Below are 22,458 nucleotides of genomic sequence, written 5' to 3'. Positions count from 1 at the left end.
TAAAGCCCGGGTCAAAACATTGGTAGTATTAACGAATTACTGCTCCAATAATCGAGTAATAACCCCAGCTGCTTGCTCCGTCATTTTGGCAACCGCCAATTCCGACTTAGGTCCAAGCCTGCTCCTTTTTTCTCCATAGAGAGAAAGTTTTTCTGCTTTCAGAATATCCGGCAGATATACCTCTGCCTCAACCTCCCCGCCTTTTTCCACAACGAGCTTGGTGGCACAGCGGTCCTTACATCCGTTTAAGACCAGAACCGGATAATCCCGGATGAAATCCAGATCCTCCTCGACATCTACAGCCAGTGCCGGAGGACAAACTAATACGGTTTGCTCAGGAAAAACTTCCTCCACCAGCCTGTACCCCGTTTCCCGGGTGATAGGCCCGAAAATCTGCCCTATCCCCGCACACGGGGTTACCGCTATTTTTCTTACCTTGTGTTTCATCTCTTATCCTCCCTTGGAATAACCCCTACCCCCTTGGGGTAGTTAATTGATTCTATTTTACTATTAAGAATTAAGATGTCAATAGCCTTAACTCTTTGATAATCAATGTCTTGCCCCTGCTGGGAGTACAGTGAAAAGCCACAGCCTTGTTCCCTGGCTGTGGCTTTTTACTTAGAACCCCGGATACTTAGCTTAAACTCCACTACTAGCGGAATACTCTGCCACTGTACTCGGCATACCCTTAGAAGCTCTTACCCTCGAAATCCTCTTTTCCTGTATATCTTCCACCGAAAACACTACATTGTTAAACTCAATCACTGGTTTTTCTTCTTCACCTGGCACTCTCCCCAACTGACCCATCAGAAATCCGCCTAAAGTATCGAAGGCTTCCGTGGGCAACTCAACGTCAAGCAGTTTTTCAACCGTATCGAGATCTGTTAAACCAGGGAAGATAAAGGTATTGTCATCTACTATCTCAACATCTTGTTCCTCATCATCATATTCATCAAAAATGTTGCCCACTATCTCTTCCAGTAGATCTTCAATCGTCACAATCCCGGAAGTTCCGCCGTATTCGTCAATCACCACAGCCATGTGAGTCTTACTTCGCTGCATCTCTTTGAACAATTCATCTGCTTCTCTGGACTCGGTTACAAAATAGGGTTCTCTTATTAATTTTGTCAAATCAAACTCTGAATTCGCATCGGCCCCTGCAAACTCGATCAAATCCTTTATATGCAGAATTCCGATGATATTATCAATATTCCCCTGATAGACAGGAATTCTAGAAAATTTCTCTCTCCTTATTAATTTGAAAACATCGCCCAAGCTCGCCTCCAGAGGCAAGCCGACAATATCCGTTCTATGAGTCATAATATCAGACGCAATCTTGTCATCAAAATCAAAAATATTATTAATAAACTCTTTTTCCGTCCCTTGAATCGTGCCCCTCTCTTCTCCCACTTCGATCATCATCCGAATTTCTTCCTCAGTAACATTCTCTTCGTCCGCATTTGGATTCCCACCAAAAAGCTTAATAAAAAAGTTTGTGGACAATGTTAGCAGTTTTACAAACGGGCTGGTAATAAAGGAGAGAAGTGATAAAGGACGTACAGCCAGCATGGATATCTGCTCTGGTTTTTGCATGGCAAGTCTCTTGGGAACAAGTTCTCCGAAAACCAAAGTAAAATACGATAGTAAGATAGTGATGGCTGTAACCGCAACAACTTTGAGTACAGCAGGCGCGATGGATACCCCTGCTAATTGCATGAGCATCACTAATCGATCCGCAAAACTTTCCGCAGCAAAAGCACTCGCTAAAAATCCTGCAAACGTGATACCTATCTGGATAGTGGCCAAGAATTTGCTCGGTTCGCTGAGGAGATTTCTAAGCGATTTAGCTTTTTTATCACCGGCCTCAGCCATCAACCGAACTTTATTATCATTTAGGGAGATTAAGGCGATTTCCGAAGCAGCAAAAAAAGCGTTAAGTAAGATTAATATCAATAAGAAAAATATACTCGTTAGCACAACCGAACCCCCACATATTTTGTCGACTCGTTAAAGAAAAGGCAACAGACAACTTGCTAATCTTTACAAGTTGTGATGAGTCACTAAATTCTACTTAACATTATAAACTGTCAATGCTAAATTTCCCAGCACCTGTAGGATTAGACTCAGATCAAAAAGCCCCGGCCCGAAAGCCGAGGTTTCTTTTACAAAAAAAATTTCATAATGGAGAGGGCAAGTCGGAATCGAACCGGACTCCCACCTGTTCTGCAGGCAGGCCAACGGATTTGCAGTCCGTGGGGAGCACCAGCTCCGTTACCCTCATCTAATCCGCATCCATCATCTCAGTCGGCTCGTCCAGAATCAGAACCTTCGGTTTCGTGATCAGCACGGGAGCCAAAGCCACCCACTGGCGCAGGAACCGGTTGAGGTCATTTCTTTCTTAACTCTTTCTGACTATAGTTCTTTCTCCTTCAGGAAGAGGAGGCGGAACAGGCTCGTCGGAAATCTTCGTCACCGCACCAAAGCGAGAGGGGCAAGCTTCAAAGCAAGTTCCACATTTGATGCATTTCTCCTGGTCAATGACATGGATCTGGTTCTTGACACTGATAATCGCCTCTACCGGGCATCTCTTAGCGCAAATCATACAGGCTTGGCACTTATCCGGAGCAATATAGTACGAGACCACTTCACGAAATAACCTGTCTATCTCGTCACTGGTGAAAAGTTCGTTATATTCTTCGTCTTGATGAAGATGCAACGCCAGTTTTTTCCTTTTCGCCAGCTTAATGTAGGGGATCAACTTTATAACTGCTTCAAGTCTGGACTTTAATTCATTTCCGGCCATTCTTTCGCTTGTGCCCAGAGACCCTAACTTCTCCATCTTCATGCTGAATTCATTCATAAGATTGGCAAAACGGATTCCTTCACCGGCAGATACCCATTCAATCCTTAATCTTTCAGGGTTCACTCCTATATGCTCCAGTAATTTTCTACATAGCTGAATCATACTTAGAGCATCGTAATTTCCTTCCGTAATATAATGGCAGTCGCCGGTCCAGCAACCGCCGATAAACACCCCGTCTTGTCCATTGGCGAAGGCTCGAAGAATATGTGCTATGTCGACTCTGCCGGAACACATCACTCTGATAAGTCTTATATAAGGGGGGTATTGAAAACGGGAAACTCCGGCAAGGTCTGCCCCTCCGTAGCAGCACCAATTACATATCATACCTAAGATCCTTGGTTTAAACGCCGGTTCTGGGCTGATTAAGTCCGGAACCGCCGCATCAATTTGGCTTATGATCTCTTCATCGGTATAGTGCTTTAGCGAAATAGCCCCTGTTGGACACTTGGCGTTACAGAGACCGTCTCCTTTACAGAGAACAGCATTAACCACGGCCTTTTGGCCAAGGCGCGTCTCATGAAATTCTATGGCACCATACTTACAAGCCGGGATACATGCCCCACACCCAATACACTTACTCTCATTCACCTCGCAAACAGAGCCGGAAGCTACGACTGTATCATGGGAGAGAAGAGTTAAGGCCCGGCCGGCAGCTCCATAAGCCTGGCTAATCGCTTCCGATATATGCTTGGGATAGTGAGCTATCCCACACAGGTAAATGCCTTCCGCGCCAAAGTCGACAGGTCTTAGTTTGACATGGGCTTCCTGGAAGAAACCATCCGGACTGGAAGTTACCTTGAATAACCGGGTTGCTTCCTGACTTCCCACTGACGGAATAACGGCGGCAGCTAAAGCGAGTGAATCAGCATCGATTTCCAGCTTCTTACCTAAAATTGGATCGCTCACGGTAACCCTTAAGACACTCCGACCACCCTCCTGCACAGCTGCCACCTGAGGTTTATCAATGGGCTCATAGCGGATGAACTTTACATCTTTGCTTGCCGCTTCCCGGTAATAATCCTCTCTGAACCCGTACGTTCTAATATCCCGAAACAGAATATAGATATCCATCTGGGGGCTTATTTCTTTTAGCTTCAGGGCGTTCTTGATAGCATGGCTGCAACAGATCCGGCTGCAGTAATTTCTGTCTTCATTTCGGCAACCTACGCATTGGATCATCACCAGACTCTGGGAGTTAAGCAGCCTTTCATCTCTTGTAGCGATTTGCTCCTCCAACTCCAGTTGGGTCATTACCCTCTCATCTTCTCCATAGAGATATTCGGTGGGTTTATATTCTTCAGCGCGTGTAGCGAGAATGGCTGCGCCATGTTTAATCTCTGTGACCCTTCTGTCAGACTTCACCCTGGTGACGAAATTCCCCACATAACCGCTGACCTCCGTGATGGCAGCACCGGTGTAGACGTGGATTAAGGGGTGCTGATAAACCTGACCGATAACATCACGCAAATAGGCTTGAACATCCAGCCCTTCCAGGGTGTAATGAATTCTGCGCGCCATTCCTCCCAGGTCTGAATCCTTTTCCACCAAGTGAACTTCATGTCCCTGGTTGGCCACACTCAGAGCGCCGGTCATACCGGCCAGGCCTCCTCCGACCACCAATGCCGTCTTGTTGACGGGCAGATCATATTCCTGCAAGGGCTCCAAATTACGAACCCGGGCAACCGACATCCGGATTAAATCCTTGGCCTTTTGGGTGGCTTCTTCCTTTTCTTTAGAGTGGACCCAGGAGCAATGTTCTCTGATATTCGCCATATCGTAGAAATATTGATTAATTCCCGCTTCCCGCAGGGTGTCCCGGAAGAGCGGCTCATGTGTCCTGGGGGTACAGGCGGCGACAACCACGCGATTGAGCCCTTTTTCCCGGATTGATTTGGCCAGTTTCGCGGCAGCCTCAGTCGAACATATAAAGAGGCTATCTTCCGCGTGAATAACATTGGGTAAAGTCAGCGCATATTCAACTGTGGCAGGAACATCTACCACTCTTCCGATATTGCTCCACATTGACACACATAGACACCCACCCTGGGCTCCTCTTGGGAGACATCCCTTTCCGGTGGATAGATCCTTGCTTTGGCCAGGTTCCCGCGCCGATAGTCAAGAAGCTGACCAACTTGGGAACCGGCCCCGCTGGCGGTCACAACCGACTCGGGGATATCGACAGGACCCTGGAAGGCTCCGCTGATAAAAATTCCCGGACGCGAAGTCTCCATCGGATTAACAGGATTGGTTTTACAGAATCCGTGCGTATTGAGCTCAATGCCGAACTTATTGGCCAAGCTTATCACCTCAGCAGGAGGGTTCAATCCCACGGATAGGACCACCATATCGAATTCTTCTTCTTTTACTCCATTCTCGGGAGTAGAATATCTTATAATTATATTTTTAGTTTCCGGTACCTCTTTCATTATGGATACATAGCTTCTGATAAACCGAACCCCTGGAAGCTTCTCTGTTCTTTGGTAGAATCGTTCGAAATCCTTGCTGTAGGAACGAATATCGTTATGGAATATCGTACACTCGGCCTCTGCGTCATGGTCTTTGGTCAAAATCACCTGTTTCTGGGCATACGTGCAGCAGACGGCTGAACAATAGCTGTTGCACACAAGTAGTACAACCCGTACATTTGTCCTCGATAACATATCTGGGCTTTTTAATCAGGGTTACTTTGAAGTCTCCTGCTTCCCCCTCTACACTGTCCACTTCAGTATAGGTCATGATCTCGATATTGGGATGCCTGTTACATTCAACAAACTTAGGAGTAATGATCCGCCATCACAGCATCATGAGTCACCATTAAAATAGTACCGCCCTGGTCACGATACTTAAGCAACCGCTCCATAACTTTGGCCAGAAAAGCCGCATCCATCATCTTTGTCGGCTCGTCCAGAATGAAAACCTTCGGCTTAGTAATCAGCACGGATGCCAATGCCACCCACTGGCGCAGCGACCGGTTGAGGTCGTGCGGGTGGCGCATTAAGATATACTCCAAGCAATCTCTTCATCTACCCTGGCATTAAACAGCTGGTCATCGGGGTTTTGAAACAATATTCCCACCGTTTTCGCCAACTCATGGGTGGAAACTCCCGCAATATCCTGACCGTTGAGGATGACTTTTCCCGCCTGCGGCTTCAGCAATCCCAAAAAAGATTGAGTAAACAATGGGCTAGAAACGCGACACAACCGGACATTTGCGCACCTCATTCTGACGGATATGGACCTTAGCATTAACAAGGATCCTCCGTCCTATCAAGAGCATAACAAGAAGCGGCATTTTTGTTAAATACTTATTATCGTTCATAAAGATTGATATTAATCGATAATCTCGATACAGACAATCAATACCGGCGGTTCGATAAAAAACGAAGCGTTTCATGTTAGGAAGTACGCTTCGTCTTCGTTCGATTTTTGGAGTTGGCTGGGGTGGCTGGATTCGAACCAACGAAATGCCAGAGTCAGAGTCTGGTGCCTTACCGCTTGGCGACACCCCAATAAATATAATCAACATTTGTCAGATAATAATAGTTTACGCATCTTCAGTAAAAATAACCGTAAAGCTTTCTTGACCCTCTTCCCTACGGCAAGATTGATTCTTGAATTGAGCGAATTTCTCTAAGTTGCGCGCTTCCGCCTCAGTCGCCACAATCACCTGTAGCGGGCGTCCCGTACCAAAAACCCTCTTGACTTGGTGCAGGCTATCAGGGATAGGAAGATCCCGGAGTGTATCCCTGACCATACCCCTCGTGTCGAGGACATCGTCTTTAAAATTCAAGGATACCCGGTATTCTTTCATCAGATGCTGCTCAGCTTTTTTGAAGTCAGCTTCCGTCAAGTCTCCCCGTCCAAACAAAACACAATGGCAAGTGCCGCGTTCTTCAATTTCCTTGTCGGCAAAATTGCAGGGACAAATTAGTTTTTTATTTAATTCTTCTGACCCGGATGGTTCAAAACAGGGGCAGTATCTTTTACCGAAAGCTTCCTCACTCTCAATAATCCATATCTTAAGATTGGTGTAAAACATCCAGTGCGGATTCACTTTAAATCCTTTATGGACAGCGTACTTTTTAATCCAGTTGTCCTGCTTTTTAATCTCGGCATAGTACTTAATGTAAGAACCAAAAAAATCTTTCATCATGCCAAGGGTCTCTTTCAAACTCACTCCCTATACCCCCACTCATTCAATTTTTGCAGCTAATGCAGCACCCAAAGCGGCTGTCAACTCCGGTTCCTGCGGCACCACAACTTTAGCCGACAATTGTTTCTCTAAAAGCTGGACAAGGGGCTGGTAGTAGGCTCCGCCCCCTGTAAAAATCAGCATCTCCGGCTGTCCCTGCGTCTCAATAAAGCGCGCCAGCCTCGTCGCGGTGCTTTTAAAGAGTCCGGCTAACACTGATAGCTTGGGGGTGCCCTTTGCCAAAAGGGTTATGACTTCAGATTCGGCAAAAACCGTACACATGGAATTAATCGTCACCGGCTCAGCCTCTAACGCCGAGTCTATATCGGAGGGAGCTAAATCAAGTCCCTTAAAGATGACATCCAAAAAACGTCCGGTACCGGCGGCACATTTATCGTTCATGACAAAACTGACGACTTTGCCCTGAGCGTTCTTCTTAATAACCTTGGCATCCTGCCCACCTAGGTCTAGGATATAAGAAATATTAGGATAGAAGTAATGGCATCCCTTGGCTTGACAGGTGATCTCAGTCACAACGCGGCTCTCCGGAAAGCTGACCCGACCATATCCGGTAATCACTGTTTCTGCCAATTCGTATTCCTGACAGGCCTTATGAAGCAATTCCCGGCCGGTTGACACCGGATCGAACCGGGAAGGAACCGATTTTTTGAAGATTGGTTTGTTATCGTCCAGGATCACCAGTTTCGTATTAACTGATCCAAGATCGAGACCGGCCACTTTCATTTCAACATCTCCAGAAAAGCATCAATCCGGGTTTTAAGTTGCCCCTGGTCTTCTTCGGAAAAGTCACTCTCCAATTTAAGATGCGGAATGTTTCGTTTATCCAGTTCCTTCGCAACTGTATAGCTCTCTACCCCGTACGGCTGGCAGAATTGGAGAGTAAAATCTATCACTCCGTCCGCATGCAAATTATCAGTCATAGTAATAATGTCCTCAACACGACCGCTATTTGGGGTAAAACAGGCACAGTTTACGTTAAGTGGGCGCTTGGCAATATTCTTTAGCATTTGCTCCGCTTCCTCGGCGGGTTCAGTCAAATCCCGGTAATACCGTTCCCCTGTACAAGTTTCTTCCCCAACCACTACTCCCCCCGCTTGTTCGATAAGGGCGTGAATCTTCCAGAACGGAATAGGTTGCGGGGTTCCTGTAATCAGAATGCGGGGGGCATCCGTCGGAACTACCCCTTCCTTTCGGGCCACTCTTTCTTCCAATTCATCACAGAGTAAATTAACCTGAGCGGCGAACCGTTCCGGATCATCAAAGAATGCCAACTGGTTAATAAGCAATACGTCTAAACCGTGAATGGGAGCGGGAGTGGCTTTGCGCAAGGAAGCTAAGCGTTTAAGGGCGACCCTTTTTTTATTAATCTTGGCAATGCCCCCAGCTAAATTATCTTTGGTCAATTTGACCTTGGTTTCCCTCTCGATAAAAGACGCAAATTCCCGCACTTCCTGTTCCCACAAGGTTGTATCTTGAACCAGTTTCTTTTGTGGGAGTTCCATTACATAAGTGGGAATATAATCGTTAAGGATTTCCCAGGCTTTCTTCTTACCGTCACAAGTTGTTTCGCCAATCACCCAGTCCGACACTTGGAAGTAGGGGCAGATCCGCTCCAGCTTAAAGCCCATGGCTGATTTGATTAATGGACATAAATTGCGGGGAAGCACTTTTTCCCCGGCCGGCACCGTGTATTGGGCACCGGCACATAAACCGATGCTGGCACTGCCTGTCGCCACAATGATTTCCTCGGGCACGTAGACGCAGAATGTCCCAAAAACTTTATGTCCTTCTTCTTTTAAGGCTGTCAGTTCTTTAACCCTGATACCATGAATATCCCCAACCACCATATCAAAATAGGCCATTGCTTGCGGGCGATTCTGCCGTTCCAAAAACAGGCTCGTATAGGCTCCTGGCAAAGGAGCGAGAAAATCATCGTGCTTTTCCAAATCGATGTCAAGAGATGCCCATAGTTCCTTGTTTTCCACTCTTTTTCCTCCCTGCAACGCAGCGTGCAATTTTCTTCTGCTCTTGTTCTCCGCTAAGGTTCTTTATGTCCCCCATTATAGCAAGCGCTAAAGTTTATGATAAATACTTTTTATCGTTACAGGTGATTGATATCTATCGCTAATATCGATATACTTTAGACAAGTAAGTTAGGACAAAACTTAAACACAGAAAACAGTTTGCCCTGAGATATATTAAGTTGGGAGCAGGTAAAATGTTGCTGCATCAGCTAGAGGTTTTCTTGCAAGTTGCGGAAAAGGAGAGCTTCACTAAAGCTGCAGAAGCCCTTTTTTTAAGCCAATCAACCGTAAGCGCTCATATCAGCAATTTAGAAAAGAACTTTGGTCAAAAACTCTTTGACAGGTTAGGCAAAGAGGTAGTATTGACCCCCTTTGGGGAAACGCTTTATCCATGGGCCAGAGAAATTCTGGCCTTGAGAGACAAAGCCCTGTGGGAAATGAAAGACTGGACGGGAAAAATAGAAGGGCATTTAAGCATTGCGGCAAGTACTGTTCCGGCCCAATATGTGATTCCTTTATTGCTGTCCAAATTCCTGAACAAATATAAAGGAATCAAATTCGTCTTGGAGCAAAGCGGCTCGGAGAAAGCAGCCGAAAAACTGGTCAAGGGCGAAGCAGAGATAGGAATGCTAGGTGAGCAGTACTATCAGGAGCAGCTTAATTTTATTCCTTTTGTCGAAGAGAAGTTAGTATTAATAACTCCCGCCAACCTGCACTTTAGAAAAGAGACTTCAATATCTGATTTAGTTGATTATCCTTTTTTGTTCCGCAAATCAGATTCAGGCACCCAGGCCAATCTGGAGAAAATGCTGAATGCAGCCGGCGTTCCTCTCTCCGAATTAAAGGTAGTTGGCTACTTTGACAGCCTGGAAACCCTTAAGGAAAGCGTTAAGGAAGGGATTGGCATCTCTATCATTTCAGCAATAGCCGCTGTGGATTATGTAGATAAAAAGCTGATCAATGCTTATCAAATTGCCGAGTTGCCCGAAAAAAGGATGTTCTATTTTGCCCACCATAAGAAAAGAACTTTGTCGCCTTTGGCCGAGGCATTCATGAACTTCTGCTTGGAATTAGCACCTATTTTTTTAGAGGAAAAATACAGAATAAACTTTTAAGCCTTACTCGGCACTGGGCAGGCCCTTGCGAGCTTTTACCCCTAATATTCTCTTTTCCTGAATATCTTCCACTGTAAACACCACAGTTTAGGCATTAATCGTGAAAAAACAGAAAAGCACCGGAAATCCGCTTCCAGTGCGTAACAAACGTGTATGGGGTGGATGAGGGGACTTGAACCCCCGAGTGCCGGAGCCACAATCCGGTGCGTTAACCACTTCGCCACATCCACCATTAAATATTTACTGGCGCGCCTGGAGAGATTCGAACTCCCGACAACCTGCTTAGAAGGCAGATGCTCTATCCAACTGAGCTACAGGCGCTCATTAACGGGTTAGTACGAACTCCCGAGCCGATACCTGCAATTCTCGGCCAAAAATCTCTACCTAAATCTGATTTTCGATCTCAGATATCGAACCTCGAACTTCGAACTTCGAACTTCGAACTTCGAACTTCGATAATGGTCGGGGCAGAGGGATTCGAACCCCCGGCCTCCTGCTCCCAAGGCAGGCGCGCTAGCCAAGCTGCGCTATGCCCCGATTAGTGACATAGACTAGTATATCCCAAGAAACAATGTTCGTCAAGAATTAGTTCCAATAATTGTTTTAACTTTTATTTGTTACTGGCACTGCTTTTTTACGCGTATTTCATAAAACAAGCTTATCTACTGTTTACTTCTTTGTTTCAAATTCTCTAAAATAGGAACAACTTTACGGAAAGCCTGAGCCCGATGGCTCAGCTTATTTTTTTGAGTGAGACTTAATTCTGCCATCGTCCGTCCAAAATCCGGGATAAAAAAGAGCGGGTCATACCCAAACCCTTCCGTCCCCCGGCCTTGGCGCAGAATTTTGCCTTCAACTGTACCTTCAGTCAGATACTCATCCCCTTGCGGAGTGGCGACCACAAGCGCACAGCGGAAACGACCGGTTCTTTGTTCGTCCGGAACATTCTCCATAAGAGCAAGAAGCTTGTCATTATTACGTTCATCATCTTTCGGTTCCCCGGCAAAACGGGCAGAATAAACTCCAGGAGCCCCATTCAAAGCGTCAACCTCCAGGCCCGAGTCATCCGCTAAGGTGATAAGCCCTGTCAGCTCAACGCCGGCCCGGGCCTTAATGGCAGCATTCTCCGCAAAAGTCGCTCCCGTCTCCTCTACTTCCTGCCAAGCAGGTACGTCTTTGAGGGACAGGACTTCAATCTCCTCATCAGCCAGGAGTTCCACCAATTCTCGGACTTTGCCTGAATTTTGCGTTGCGAGCAATACCTTCATCAAAGTTACTTTCCCTCTTCCAATGCCTGTTGCTGAAATCCCATCAGTTCCTTGATCCCTTTTTCTGCGAGCAAAAGAAACCAATCGAGTTCTTCGCGGTCAAACGCAATTTTTTCCGCCGTACCCTGGATCTCAACGAATTTCCCAGACCCGGTCATTACCACATTCATATCAACCTCAGCCTGGGAATCTTCCTCATAGGCCAAGTCCAGCCACGCTTCCCCATGTATCTTGCCCACAGAGACTGCAGCAATCGAGTCCAGGATAGGATTGTGAGCAAGCGCTCTTTTTGCAAGCAAAATCCTAACGGCATCCACCAACGCAACATAAGCGCCGGTAATCGAAGCAGTGCGCGTACCGCCGTCAGCCTGCAAAACATCACAGTCCAGCCATATTGTCCGTTCCCCCAGCTTTTTAAGGTCAATGACCGAACGCAGAGCCCTACCGATTAAACGCTGAATTTCCATCGTCCTGCCGGTGAGTTTCCCTTTGCTGGCCTCGCGCTGGGTCCTCACCTGAGTAGCCCGCGGCAACATACTGTACTCGGCTGTCACCCAGCCCTGCCCTGTGCCTTTTTGAAAGGGCGGAACTTTCTCTTCAATACTGGCCGTACACAAGACTTTTGTCTCCCCAACTTCGATCAAGACCGACCCTTCCGGTACTTTAGTGAAGCTGCGGGTTATTTTAACCGGACGCAGATCATCATACGCCCGTCCATTTGTCCTTCCCATCAAACAAAAACCTCTTTTCGCCTTTCTTTACATAACTATACTTAAGCTATCTACCATCTGCAATACTAACCTCTCTACTCTCTACTCTTTACTCTTTACTCTTCACTCTTATACTTAATTATCTCTTCAAGCTTAGGGCTAACCCGTCTCCCAAAGGCAAAACCGTGGTTACAAACTGAGGATCTTGGCTTAAACGCCTGAGGAATTCACGCACAGCCCCTACCATGCGCTCATATTTCTGCTCAAACATCGCTCCTGGCACAACCCAGCCTCGAAACAGAACATTGTCTACCACCAACAGCCCTCCGGGGGCAATCAAGGGAGAGACCAGTTCCAGGTACTCTAGGTATTCCCCTTTTGCAGCATCAATAAACACAAAATCAAAGGGTTGCCCCAGCGTGGGCAAGAGTTTGCGCGCATCTCCGGCCAGAGAAGTTATACAGTCAGACAGGCCTGCCTGGCCAAAAAACTCTAAAGCCCGGGCGCGCCGTCCCAGATTCATGTCAATTGTAGTCACATGCCCTCCAACCTCGCGGGCTGCTTGAGCCAGCCATAAAGTAGAATACCCGATAGCGGTTCCAATCTCTAAAATAGCCTGAGGTTTATGGGTTAAGACTAAAAAAGCCAAAAAATTCCCTACAGCAGGAGTTACTATCGGTATGGTTTCCTGTAAAGCCTGGCGCTCCATCTCCCTCAACAGTTCGGAGCACCCCGGAAGCAATTCATGTAAATAACTCTCTAACTCAAATGAATAAAACATTATGTAACATTCCTAACTGATCGGTGTAAAATCCCTAACCAAGGGTTTGTCTGGCAACCTGCAAAAGCTCCGCATCTACACTGGTTCCTGCTCCCTGAGCCAGAATTTCCAGGGCTTCCCCGGCCGACAATGCCTGGCGGTAAGGCCTTTCTTCCGTCAAGGCGGCAAATATATCTGCAATCGTCATTAATCTCGAACCTAAAGTCAGTTCAGTTGAGGCAACCCCAAAAGGATACCCGAGCCCGTCAAGCCTTTCATGATGAAAAGCGGCCCACTCCACCAGATCACGGGGAAATCCGGCTTCAGTTAAAAGCCTGTGGGTATAGTAAGTATGCGTGCGGATGATCTCAAGCTCAGCCGCATCTAGCTTTCCCGCCTTGTCGAGGATTTTATTCGGCACCGCCAGTTTGCCTAAGTCATGAAGCAACCCGGCAAGGTATATTTCCCTTTGCTTTTCTCTGTCCCAGCCCACGACCGCAGCTAATTCCTGTACGGTTTCCGCGACCACATAAGAGTGCCGGGCCGTAAATTTACTTTTCTGGTCGACAAGCCCGGCAAACATTTCCGCTAAAAGATCCGTAAACCCCTGATCCAGTTCGCCGCCAGAGAGCGTAATTTCCTGTGCCTCCAGTTGTTCCAAGACAATGTTGGGCAGATCAGGCTGCTCCAGATTTAGCCAGAAGGCCTCCCTCCCTGCCACCCTGGAAAACGCCTCAGCCGGCTCCGGAAAGACTAGGCGACCGCTGTTCTCTGTGACCCAGCGCACGAGTCGCTCCCGCTCCTGATAGTTTTGCACATGCCTTTCCATCATGATATCCAGGCGGTCTGCCAGGGAAAGGATGCGGGCAAACAGCGACACTTCATTCGGATCTACCCTGGTAGCACTGTGCTCACTAGCCGGGACCTCATGATGATAGCGGATAGCGGGAGCGAGAACTTCTCCCGCCGGAAAGCTCTCAACCATGCTGGCTCCGACCAAAGAATGTTCCCACATCAGCTCAGGATCGCCGTGGCAGCGCCGGAACTCTGCTATGGCCCCAATGTCATGTAGCAGGCCCGCCACCGTTAAATTAAGCAGATCCTCCTGCCCTAAGCCCATCATTTTTCCTAAGCAAAGAGATATATAAGCTACCCGTTCACCGTGCTTCTGCCCAATGTGAAATTGGAAACCGCGTTCGAATTCTTCATCGACAAGTGCTAGGTCAAGAGCCCTGGCAAAACTCCACATCCTCTTAAGGTATCGTGCAGAAACGGCAGTCATTACACCCTCAGCCCCATTTGCGCAAGCGTTGTGGCAGAACCGGCGACATCTTCGGACGCCGCACCGATTTGTCCTGCAGTCAAAGCCAGGGCATCAATCTGGGATGCGATTTGCTGTACCTGCTGTATGCTGGAATTAATAGCAGCCATGATCTCGTCAAACCGGCGCACGACTTCACCTGCCTCGGCCGAAGCTTCCTGCATAGCTTGTGTAGTCTTGGAAATAGCCTGGTTTACAGCCAGAGTGTTCTGCCTCGTTACAGCAATCATCGCGCTTATTTCTTTTACAGATTGTTCCGAATGACTGGCGAGTTTTTTTACTTCCTCTGCCACTACTCCAAATCCCCGTCCGCTCTCCCCGGCACGCGCAGCTTCGATGGCCGCGTTCAAAGCCAGGAGGTTCGTTTGGGAAGCTATCTCCTTAATGACATCCGTAACCGACGCTATTTTGGCCGAACTTTGGTCAAGCTCGAGCATTTTTCCCTGCATCTCAGCTGTCATCTTCGCTAAGTGGAGAATCCTCTCCGAGATGAGTTGAATCTTGTGCTGGCCCTCTTGAGCTAAGCTGTCTACCTGGCGCGAGAATTGGGCTGCATCCCCAGCATTTTGGGAAATCACTTCCGTAGCTTCATGCATCTGCGTTGCCGAAGCCGCAGTCTCCTCCGAAGTAGCCGCCAGAGCCTGGCTCGCTTCACTGACCCTGCGCTGGAGTGCATCCAACTCATCAAGAGCACTTTGCAGTTCCGCTTTTTTGTCTATCTCCTGCATATAAGACTGGATGTAGCTCGCCATCACAACTTGCTGGTCAAAGCTCAGGATTCTGAGGAATGCCAGAGTCAGGCGCATAGCTTGTTCAGTTTTTTTGCGGTAGGCCTTGAAGATTCGTGGCACAACCTCATCATACAAGGTCTGGTAAGCACTAAGGTAATAAAAAGGCGGCAAGTCTATTCTCTTATGGACTTCCCCTATTTTAACCCGCCACGAGAAAAATCCTTCATCAATCCTCTCGGGGGCGAGGGTGAGGAGATATTTTTTCATCGTCACTTTTAAGCGTTCAACACTGGAAAACTGGTCGACAATTTCCTTAAGGCCTGGGAGCTTTAAGACATGAGCATAAAAATTATGTACTATCTCCTCCGCATCCCGCTCTAAAACCGGACGCAGTTCTCTAAGCAAGGCAAGTTCCTGGGCGTCCATTTTGAGCAGCTGCAGTGATTCGTTGATGTTAAAACGCAGTTCAGACATTTCCTCAACTCCTCCTTTAAGTCAGATATCGTGGGATATAACATATGTTTTGAATTTCTTATTCTCTCTGAAATATGAAGTCTAGTTAGTGGAACCTTGCTCCTTATCTTTCTCAGATACAAAATCCTTACCATAGACCAAAAGCCCTAGGGCAGTAAGCACGACATTCACCGTGCAAAATGAATCATGCTCATCAATAGCGCAGTCATCACAAATACTTTGCACTTCCTGAAAAGCATCGTGCAATTCAATTTGGTTAAACCTTTCCTGTACGATCGGGACACTGCGGTACATCTGAAAAACATCTTCCGGAATCTTATCGGAAAACTTCTCCCCCGTTTGCGCCGAGGCTCCTAAAATCTCCTTGGCCATAAAAAGCTGACACAGAGCTGTGCAGTGACAGCCTGATTTACAGGCTTTGTCCATCTTGGAAAAAGCTTTATAAGCACTTAGTTTACTAAATCCCTGCTGACCCATGAGCATACTCCTTTCGCTTTCAAATACTTATTCAGCATCTATGCCGTAACCTGTAACCTGTCTCATGTGAATGCGTTGCACTTGCAGCCGACAACGTGCGTTTTACTCTGCAAGCACTTCTGCTACGGCGTGCTCAAAACGTTCAACACCCGTTTTCTCCAGCACATTATAAAGGCGTATTCTTTTCCCCAGTTCTTCTTTGTACTCCTCTGCTCCTTCACTGTAGCGCTCCAGGATACGGCGCACAACTGCCGGGACTTGCGCACGTGCAATCCCTTTGCGGATTAAAGCGCCATGCCTGGGATTCATGCCGGACTCCGTCCCGCCAATCCACAGCGAAAACTTTCCCCGCGGTTCAGCCATCAGCCCGATGTCATGGCATTGAACTCCGGAACAGTTGCGCGGACAGCCGGAAATCCCAATTTTGAAATCCCAAGGAAGGACTGTGCCATAAAACTCTGTATCCAGGGCCTGCGCCAATTCCAGAGTGTCTCCGCGCGAGTTTTTGGAAAAACCCTTACCCAGACAAGACACAATATTACGCACGCTTCCATGCAGGCTTGCCAGGCGCAAACCTGCTTCCTCGAGCTGCGCGAGTGCTAGGGCAACCCTCTCCTTGGGGATCAGCAGAATCGGAGCCATCCTACGGCTATTTTTTACGATGCCGTTATCCCCGACTATCTCCCCAATCACCTTAACCTGCCTACCGGTCAGAACCCCTCCTGGAGCATTGAGCAATAAAGCCATAAGACCATTTGTCTGTTCCGCTATGCCCCAGGTAATTCCGCTTGTACAAGTGGCCTCCCCGCCTGTCCAATCAAAGTTGCTATCTTGTACTAATTCAGTCACAGCTAAGTTTCTCCCCCTTTAAGCTAAAGTGTGCGGCTATCATGGCTCGCTATAACAAGATCAGGTGAAGTTCATGCTCCCGGCAACACTAACTTAAAGTAATTATTGTTTTATCTATTTCTATTACATGTGAAAAATTCCTGCAGGATTTGCCTGCAGGCAGTAAATTTTGCACCCGGAAACAAAGAAACCGGCGAGTATAAAAACGCCGGTTTTAATTCCTATTTCTCTTGCACTGCGAAACGAACCTATTCCCTATTAAAATAAAGCCCTCACCCAGCCTGACGCCTATCGAAACGGCTTTTTGCGTTAGCCAAAACCGCATCAGATCCTAGCTTAAGGGAGTCTACCGTTCCGTCAGCCAATATCCGGTATATCTTAATATGGCCCTCTTCTACAGTCCATTCATGGCAGCATTCGCTGCAATAATAGCGTTCCCGTCCGATTCTGCCAATTAGACGTGCTCCGCAAAAAGGACAGCGGTTCATGTTTTCTCCTCCTCCCCGATCCCAAGGAACATAGCCTATTATACTATCAAATCGTTAAGTTTTCGTTAAGAAATTGTGAAATTTTTATAAAGGAAACTTACTTCAGGTGGAGTTTTAACTCCATCTGAAGTTTAGTTGAACTTATCCAGGGGCTTAGTACCACTTATCTTCCACTTGAGAAGTGGAAGTCTTAGTGGCAGTTAGCCATCGGATAAAGCTACTGCTAATTTAATACATATATCACAATTACCACAGAAAGTAAATAGGTTTGTGTCAACTCCTGGGCAAATTCACGAATCCATTTCCTTCTACTAATCCTCGTTAGAGAATTTTTTAAAAATCCCAAGATTTTCGTCCTATACTCATCATCCAAAGATGCTACAAATATATGAGTAGCTTTATCCCTATCTCGTGAGCCTCTCATTGTCTTTCCATCAATAAGCAACTGTATCCCCACCGTTTTCAGAGAAAACAGTCATCTTACTAACCCATGAAATAAAGCACTTCTCAAGATCTGGCCCGTCAGGCAGCCGCCACCTACCGGGAAGGGAATATCACCCACACCGAACAGTTGCTGCGGGAGATGGGCGGAGCGTCGCAAGAAGTTGTAAGAATCCTGGAGCAATTACAGCGATTTGTAAACTGATAAACCTATGCCGCTGCGAACTCCCTTTGGGAAGTTCGCAGCGGCATTTGTGTTTAGCTTAATTAAGCTATCACGCCTTGCGGTACCGAGCTTTGCCGATTTCATACAGGTTGTGCCCCTGGCTATCGATGATCACCATCGCCGGGAAATCCCTGACCTCGAGACGGCGCACTGCTTCGGGCCCAAGTTCAGGATAAGCTATCACTTCTGCTGCCACAATCCGCTTAGCCATCAAGGCTCCTGCGCCGCCAATCGCCCCAAAGTACACAGCTCCGTGTTCTTTCATGGTAGCGATCACTTCATCTGAACGCAGCCCTTTCCCGATCATCCCGGCTAGCCCTTTACTAATCAAAATCGGAGAATAGGCGTCCATGCGCCCGCTCGTAGTGGGCCCGGCGGAACCGATCACCTGTCCTGGCTTGGGCGGAGTCGGTCCTACAAAATAGATTATTTGATTTCTGACATCAAAAGGCAGCTCTTCCCCGTTTGCGAGAGCCTCGATCATCTTCTTGTGGGCAGCATCGCGCCCGGTATAAATAACACCGCTGATTAAGACATTATCTCCCGCTTTAAGCTTTACAACCATTTCCTGAGTGAGAGGGGTCTGGATGCGGATCACATCTGCCATCACTCATCCCTCCCTTCGAGAGTTACTTCCTGATGGCGCGTAGCATGGCAGTTAATGTTCACGGCCACAGGCATCCCGGCAATGTGTGTGGGATATACCTCTAAATGTACCGCTAAGGCTGTGGTGTTGCCGCCAAAGCCCTGCGGTCCGATCCCCAGGTTATTAATGCGTGCGAGCAGCTCTTGCTCAATCTTAGCCAGGCGCTCATCCGGATTAGACTGCCCTAGAGAGCGAGTCAGCGCTTTTTTTGCTAAAAAGGTGGCTTTTTCCATCGTTCCGCCTACTCCGACACCCACAACAATCGGCGGACAGGGGTTGCCTCCCGCTTTATCAACGGTGTCAACCACAAACTGCATCGCACCCTCTAGCCCTTCTGAGGGTTTGCACATCTTAAGGGCACCCATGTTTTCACTGCCAAATCCTTTCGGTGCGACAGTTATATGAACTTTATGTCCAGGCACGATATCGTAATGAATAATTGCCGGAGTATTATCCCCAGTATTAACCCTCTCAAATGGGTCTTTAACCACGGATTTGCGCAAATGCCCCTTGTCATAGCCGCGCCGCACCCCTTCGTTTAAGGCCTCAGCCAAAGACCCGCCCACTACATGCACATCCTGCCCAATTTCCACAAAGACTACGGCCATTCCTGTGTCCTGGCACATCGGCACCCGTTCTTCATGCGCTATCTCTGCGTTTTCAATCAAGCGTGCCAAAACCTCTTGTCCCAAAGGAGAACTCTCCGTTTGCAAAGCACTCTTAAACCCGGCCATGATGTCTGCACCCAGGTCATAGTTGGCTCCGATGCAGAGTCTTTCTACAGCTTCACTAATCTCACGTACATGAATCCGTTTCACTTTTCTCCCCTCTTTCTCCCAAAATTTTCAGCTCTGGAGGCCATAAATACAGCAACCGATCGCCCCGTTAAACTGCGGCTCCGGCGGCACGATCACCTCCCGCCCACTCCCTTCCTCCAGCAGCTTGCGCACAGCCGGATTATGTGCTACCCCGCCGGTGAAAATAAGAGTTTTTCCCGGAAAAGACCGGAGCAGGGGCAAAATGCGTTTAATAATCGTAGCATTAACTCCGGCAGCCAGCTTAGAAACAGGGTAACCCTCGACAATCCGACCGATTAGTTCACTTTCCCCGAACACCGCGCAAGTCGAACTTAACTCTACCGGGTCAGCATCATAGCGGCCCAGTTCTTCCAGCGTAATCCCGAGGACAGCAGCCATATTTTCCAGATAGCGCCCGGAGGAAGCAGCACACTTGTCATTCGTGAGAAAATCCACCATTTTCCCTTTGGACACTTGGATGATCTTGCTGTCCTGCCCTCCAAGATCGACTAAAGTAAAATCACGGAGTCCTGTTTGCCAAACTGCTCCCAGGACGTGGGCCTTTAGTTCAGGAATTGCTTCTCCGCCTGCAAGTTCAAGCGTATTGCGGCCATACCCGGTCGACACCACTCTATCCACGTCCGAAAGCCCAAGCGCGGCAAAATCTACCTTCAGCTTCTCTTCCTGCTTGCGCCCATACTCCCGGTAAAACTTAATCGTGTCAACTCTTTCCAGGCGGGTGATTTGCGCTTCCTTCGGCCTTTCACCCTCCATGACGGCTATTTTTACACTTCTGCTTCCCAAATCCACCCCGCATACAGTAGTCGGCAGCTTCCTCGCCCCCTTAATCCTGAAGCATCTGTAGGAAAGACTCCAGGCGCATTTTCGTACGCGCATCCAGGCCTGTTGGGTTTTCCCCTTCTATCGTAAGCATAGGACAATCCAGCCTTTTCCGGATAATTAAATCCTCAATCTGACGATAACAAAAACTCTGAGTATAATGGATAATCCCGTCAAGCTGCCTCCGCTCAATCTCCTTGGCAACATCCTCAATCCGGCCAAACACCGGGTAAGGATAAGTATACAGGCGATACTGTTCCACGATATCAGTTGTGGCAAACGGCATGCTGAACTGCCTCTGCACTTCATTGAAGACCACACGGGCCCCTTGCCCCTCAATATAATCATACAGGTCGGTAAAAATCGGGGGAACCCCGATAAATCCAAGGCGGATCTCCTTTTTATGCTTACCGCCCGCACGCAAACGTTCAGGCAAAGGAGCGCGGTCTTGGGCCTTAGCGATAAATTCCTCCATCTCCCGGGCAAACCCTTCCGGGTCTCCGTTAAAATCCGAACATGAAACAAGCATCAAATGATTTTCAAACCCGCTCACTTTATTCTCTTCCCAAGTCAGGCGGTCAATTTCCCACGCCAAGGAGCGCACTTGATCGAGACGTTTTTTTTGCTTCCCCACTTCTTCCCAGGTCGTGTCCAGGGCTGCAATAAGCTTGTCTATCTGCAGCCGCAGCATGTCCGCATCCCGGTCATAAGGGAAAGCAAAAGGGAGTATTTCAAGTCCTTCCACTGACCAAGTCTCCATCAGGGCGTGCGTGTTGCTGCAATCCCCCTGGGTCACGGCAATAATACGGCAGATGTCCGGATTCATCAAAGCCGTTGAATAAAGCCCTTTGATCCAGCCGCACACATTGCGCGGGTACCCGGCCAGTTCAGCCTCTTCTACCCGCTTCATCGCTTCCGTACTCGTAATGAAGATATTGTTGAGATCAACCGGAGTATCTCCGGCCGCATATATTATTTCCACGGGCACCGTGGTCGTCATCCCGATCTTAGCCATTACTCTCTCCTAAGGTTGTATAACCATAATACTTTAGGGTGAGCAAAGGCTCACCCATTTTTAACACTTCTTTTTTATGATAAACCTATGCTCAAGGAGTTGCAAGAGGACTTACAATATATAGAATTTAGTTGCGCTTAGCTTAACACGTAATGCGCTACTCGCCCCAGCTTATGCGCTGCACTTCTGCGATAGGCTCGTGCAGCAGGGTGTTTCCTACTTGTCTGAACAGCCCTGGGTCTCCGCTTACAAAATAACGGACACGCCAATTGGTCTGAACTGCAGCCGAGGTATCTGCTGCATCACGCACATCTAAGCGGTAAAGAAGCTCCTGCAGTTCTTCCACCACAGCCAAGGCCGGATCTACAAACACCACCTGATTCCCCAACACTTCACGTAAGACCGGGGTTAAGAACGGGTAATGCGTGCATCCCAGAATAACTGTATCTACTTCTGCCTGTGCTATCGGTTCTAAGTAAGTACGGGCAATTCCCCTGGCTTCAGCCGAATTTGACAAACCTGCTTCCACTAATGGCACAAACAGCGGACACGCTTGCGCTTTCACTAAAGCAATGGGCTGTTCGCCATGCCGCCAAGCTGTGCGCAACTTTTTATCCCGCGGCAGCAAACCCTTGGCCAAGGCTTTGCTCACTGCTGAAGCATACGCTTTGCTGCGCACAGTGGCTTCAGTAGCTATGAGTCCGATCCTGCCCTCTTTCGTGCTTTCGACCGCCAGACGTGCACCTGGCTCGATCATTCCGATCAAAGGAATATCGAACCTTTCCCTGAGCACGGGCAGGGCAGTCGCCGAACTAGTATTACAGGCAGCCACAATAACTTCTGCTCCCTGGCTTATTAAAAAAGTAATGATCTCTTCCCCAAAACGGATAAGTTCCTCTAAGGTGCGGTTGCCGTATGGAACGCGGGCTGTATCTCCCACATAAATAATCCGGACATCTGCGATGTGGTCGAGGATTTCCTTCATGACGGTTAGACCCCCGACTCCAGAGTCGAACATCCCGATGATACGCTGCTTTTTCACAAGTCCACACCCTTTCGAATTCTGGCAGGCATCCCCTTCGAAGCTTACCACAGATTTTTCTACCGTCAAGTGTAGCTGCTGTAAAATACCGTTCGGGGGTCGTACCCCCAAAGATTCGACAAATTGTTGTAAAAGGTATCTATGTTCTCAGCACCTTA

General features: G+C 47.9%; 22 protein-coding genes, 5 tRNA genes and 1 pseudogene. 1 reads left to right on the top strand and 27 read right to left on the bottom strand.

The genetic code is table 11. The features are described 5' to 3' along the window. Positions 1-36: 36 nt before the first annotated feature. From ACYQ2N_RS13505 to ACYQ2N_RS13455, 11 genes and pseudogenes are all read right to left on the bottom strand, one after another. A complete protein-coding gene (locus ACYQ2N_RS13505; protein ID WP_459999774.1) occupies positions 37-447 on the bottom strand; it encodes a putative zinc-binding protein in 411 nt (136 codons plus the stop codon). Between the two features lie 192 nt (positions 448-639). Continuing rightward, entirely contained in the window at positions 640-1,977 is a 1,338-nt protein-coding gene (locus ACYQ2N_RS13500; RefSeq protein ID WP_459999773.1) for a hemolysin family protein, read from the bottom strand. 205 nt (positions 1,978-2,182) lie between these two features. Beyond that, positions 2,183-2,279 (bottom strand) — tRNA-OTHER (locus ACYQ2N_RS13495). Between the two features lie 119 nt (positions 2,280-2,398). Next, a complete protein-coding gene (locus tag ACYQ2N_RS13490) occupies positions 2,399-3,187 on the bottom strand; it encodes a hydrogenase iron-sulfur subunit (RefSeq protein ID WP_488199463.1) in 789 nt (262 codons plus the stop codon). 42 nt (positions 3,188-3,229) lie between these two features. Then, a pseudogene (locus tag ACYQ2N_RS13485) lies at positions 3,230-5,650 on the bottom strand (4Fe-4S binding protein); the annotation flags it as partial. Next, positions 5,637-5,801, bottom strand: coding sequence for a P-loop NTPase family protein (locus ACYQ2N_RS13480; protein WP_459999772.1), 165 nt, complete (start codon positions 5,799-5,801; stop codon positions 5,637-5,639). The pseudogene ACYQ2N_RS13485 and the gene ACYQ2N_RS13480, both read right to left, overlap by 14 nt. Positions 5,802-5,857: 56 nt before the next feature. Next, a complete protein-coding gene (locus ACYQ2N_RS13475) occupies positions 5,858-6,109 on the bottom strand; it encodes an ATP-binding cassette domain-containing protein (RefSeq protein WP_459999771.1) in 252 nt (83 codons plus the stop codon). 187 nt (positions 6,110-6,296) lie between these two features. Then, positions 6,297-6,372, bottom strand: a tRNA-Gln gene (locus ACYQ2N_RS13470). Between the two features lie 35 nt (positions 6,373-6,407). Next, a complete protein-coding gene (locus ACYQ2N_RS13465) occupies positions 6,408-7,040 on the bottom strand; it encodes a ferredoxin-thioredoxin reductase catalytic domain-containing protein (RefSeq protein ID WP_459999770.1) in 633 nt (210 codons plus the stop codon). Between the two features lie 15 nt (positions 7,041-7,055). Then, the gene (locus ACYQ2N_RS13460; RefSeq protein ID WP_459999769.1) at positions 7,056-7,799 is read right to left on the bottom strand and encodes a DUF7159 family protein; all 744 of its coding nucleotides are present in this window, start codon (positions 7,797-7,799) and stop codon (positions 7,056-7,058) included. Then, the gene (locus ACYQ2N_RS13455) at positions 7,796-9,061 is read right to left on the bottom strand and encodes a double-cubane-cluster-containing anaerobic reductase (protein WP_459999768.1); all 1,266 of its coding nucleotides are present in this window, start codon (positions 9,059-9,061) and stop codon (positions 7,796-7,798) included. The genes ACYQ2N_RS13460 and ACYQ2N_RS13455 overlap by 4 nt, the downstream gene beginning before the upstream one ends. A gap of 233 nt (positions 9,062-9,294) precedes the next feature. Here ACYQ2N_RS13455 and ACYQ2N_RS13450 point away from each other — a divergent pair, with 233 nt between their 5' ends. Then, positions 9,295-10,215 (top strand): selenium metabolism-associated LysR family transcriptional regulator, encoded by a 921-nt coding sequence (locus ACYQ2N_RS13450; RefSeq protein ID WP_459999767.1) that lies wholly within the window; start codon positions 9,295-9,297, stop codon positions 10,213-10,215. A gap of 154 nt (positions 10,216-10,369) precedes the next feature. On the opposite strand, the gene ACYQ2N_RS13445 is transcribed toward ACYQ2N_RS13450, so the two are convergent. From ACYQ2N_RS13445 to ACYQ2N_RS13370, 16 genes are all read right to left on the bottom strand, one after another. After that, positions 10,370-10,445 (bottom strand) — tRNA-His (locus ACYQ2N_RS13445). Between the two features lie 14 nt (positions 10,446-10,459). Next, positions 10,460-10,536, bottom strand: a tRNA-Arg gene (locus ACYQ2N_RS13440). A 138-nt stretch (positions 10,537-10,674) separates the two neighbouring features. Beyond that, positions 10,675-10,752 (bottom strand) — tRNA-Pro (locus ACYQ2N_RS13435). Between the two features lie 125 nt (positions 10,753-10,877). Next, entirely contained in the window at positions 10,878-11,483 is a 606-nt protein-coding gene (locus ACYQ2N_RS13430; protein ID WP_460000541.1) for an XTP/dITP diphosphatase, read from the bottom strand. Between the two features lie 5 nt (positions 11,484-11,488). Then, positions 11,489-12,214 carry a ribonuclease PH gene (rph, locus tag ACYQ2N_RS13425; protein WP_459999766.1) on the bottom strand — a complete coding sequence of 242 codons (726 nt, stop codon included), beginning with the start codon at positions 12,212-12,214 and terminating at the stop codon, positions 11,489-11,491. Between the two features lie 118 nt (positions 12,215-12,332). Continuing rightward, on the bottom strand, positions 12,333-12,974 hold the full coding sequence (locus ACYQ2N_RS13420; protein WP_459999765.1) for an O-methyltransferase: 642 nt from the start codon (positions 12,972-12,974) through the stop codon (positions 12,333-12,335). Between the two features lie 34 nt (positions 12,975-13,008). Beyond that, positions 13,009-14,235 carry an HD domain-containing phosphohydrolase gene (locus tag ACYQ2N_RS13415; RefSeq protein ID WP_459999764.1) on the bottom strand — a complete coding sequence of 409 codons (1,227 nt, stop codon included), beginning with the start codon at positions 14,233-14,235 and terminating at the stop codon, positions 13,009-13,011. Beyond that, positions 14,235-15,479 (bottom strand): methyl-accepting chemotaxis protein, encoded by a 1,245-nt coding sequence (locus ACYQ2N_RS13410; protein WP_459999763.1) that lies wholly within the window; start codon positions 15,477-15,479, stop codon positions 14,235-14,237. Before ACYQ2N_RS13410 ends, ACYQ2N_RS13415 begins: the two co-directional genes overlap by 1 nt. An 81-nt stretch (positions 15,480-15,560) precedes the next feature. Beyond that, a complete protein-coding gene (locus tag ACYQ2N_RS13405) occupies positions 15,561-15,956 on the bottom strand; it encodes a nitrite reductase (RefSeq protein WP_459999762.1) in 396 nt (131 codons plus the stop codon). A 102-nt stretch (positions 15,957-16,058) separates the two neighbouring features. Further along, a complete protein-coding gene (locus tag ACYQ2N_RS13400; protein ID WP_459999761.1) occupies positions 16,059-16,805 on the bottom strand; it encodes a nitrite reductase in 747 nt (248 codons plus the stop codon). Positions 16,806-17,077: 272 nt separating this feature from the next. Further along, the gene (locus tag ACYQ2N_RS13395) at positions 17,078-17,293 is read right to left on the bottom strand and encodes a hypothetical protein (protein WP_459999760.1); all 216 of its coding nucleotides are present in this window, start codon (positions 17,291-17,293) and stop codon (positions 17,078-17,080) included. A gap of 716 nt (positions 17,294-18,009) precedes the next feature. Continuing rightward, a complete protein-coding gene (locus ACYQ2N_RS13390) occupies positions 18,010-18,567 on the bottom strand; it encodes a Fe-S-containing hydro-lyase (protein WP_459999759.1) in 558 nt (185 codons plus the stop codon). After that, a complete protein-coding gene (locus ACYQ2N_RS13385) occupies positions 18,567-19,424 on the bottom strand; it encodes a fumarate hydratase (protein WP_459999758.1) in 858 nt (285 codons plus the stop codon). Before ACYQ2N_RS13385 ends, ACYQ2N_RS13390 begins: the two co-directional genes overlap by 1 nt. Positions 19,425-19,451: 27 nt before the next feature. Then, the gene (locus ACYQ2N_RS13380; protein ID WP_460000540.1) at positions 19,452-20,234 is read right to left on the bottom strand and encodes an acyl-CoA dehydratase activase; all 783 of its coding nucleotides are present in this window, start codon (positions 20,232-20,234) and stop codon (positions 19,452-19,454) included. A gap of 13 nt (positions 20,235-20,247) precedes the next feature. Beyond that, positions 20,248-21,258 carry a 2-hydroxyacyl-CoA dehydratase family protein gene (locus tag ACYQ2N_RS13375; protein ID WP_459999757.1) on the bottom strand — a complete coding sequence of 337 codons (1,011 nt, stop codon included), beginning with the start codon at positions 21,256-21,258 and terminating at the stop codon, positions 20,248-20,250. Between the two features lie 157 nt (positions 21,259-21,415). Further along, positions 21,416-22,300, bottom strand: coding sequence for a glutamate racemase (locus ACYQ2N_RS13370; protein WP_459999756.1), 885 nt, complete (start codon positions 22,298-22,300; stop codon positions 21,416-21,418). Between the last annotated feature and the right edge of the window lie 158 nt (positions 22,301-22,458).

It is taken from the genome of Paradesulfitobacterium aromaticivorans, from assembly GCF_054657415.1.
The sequence above is the reverse complement of the archived record's forward strand: the minus strand, read 5'-3'. Positions and strand labels throughout refer to the sequence as shown.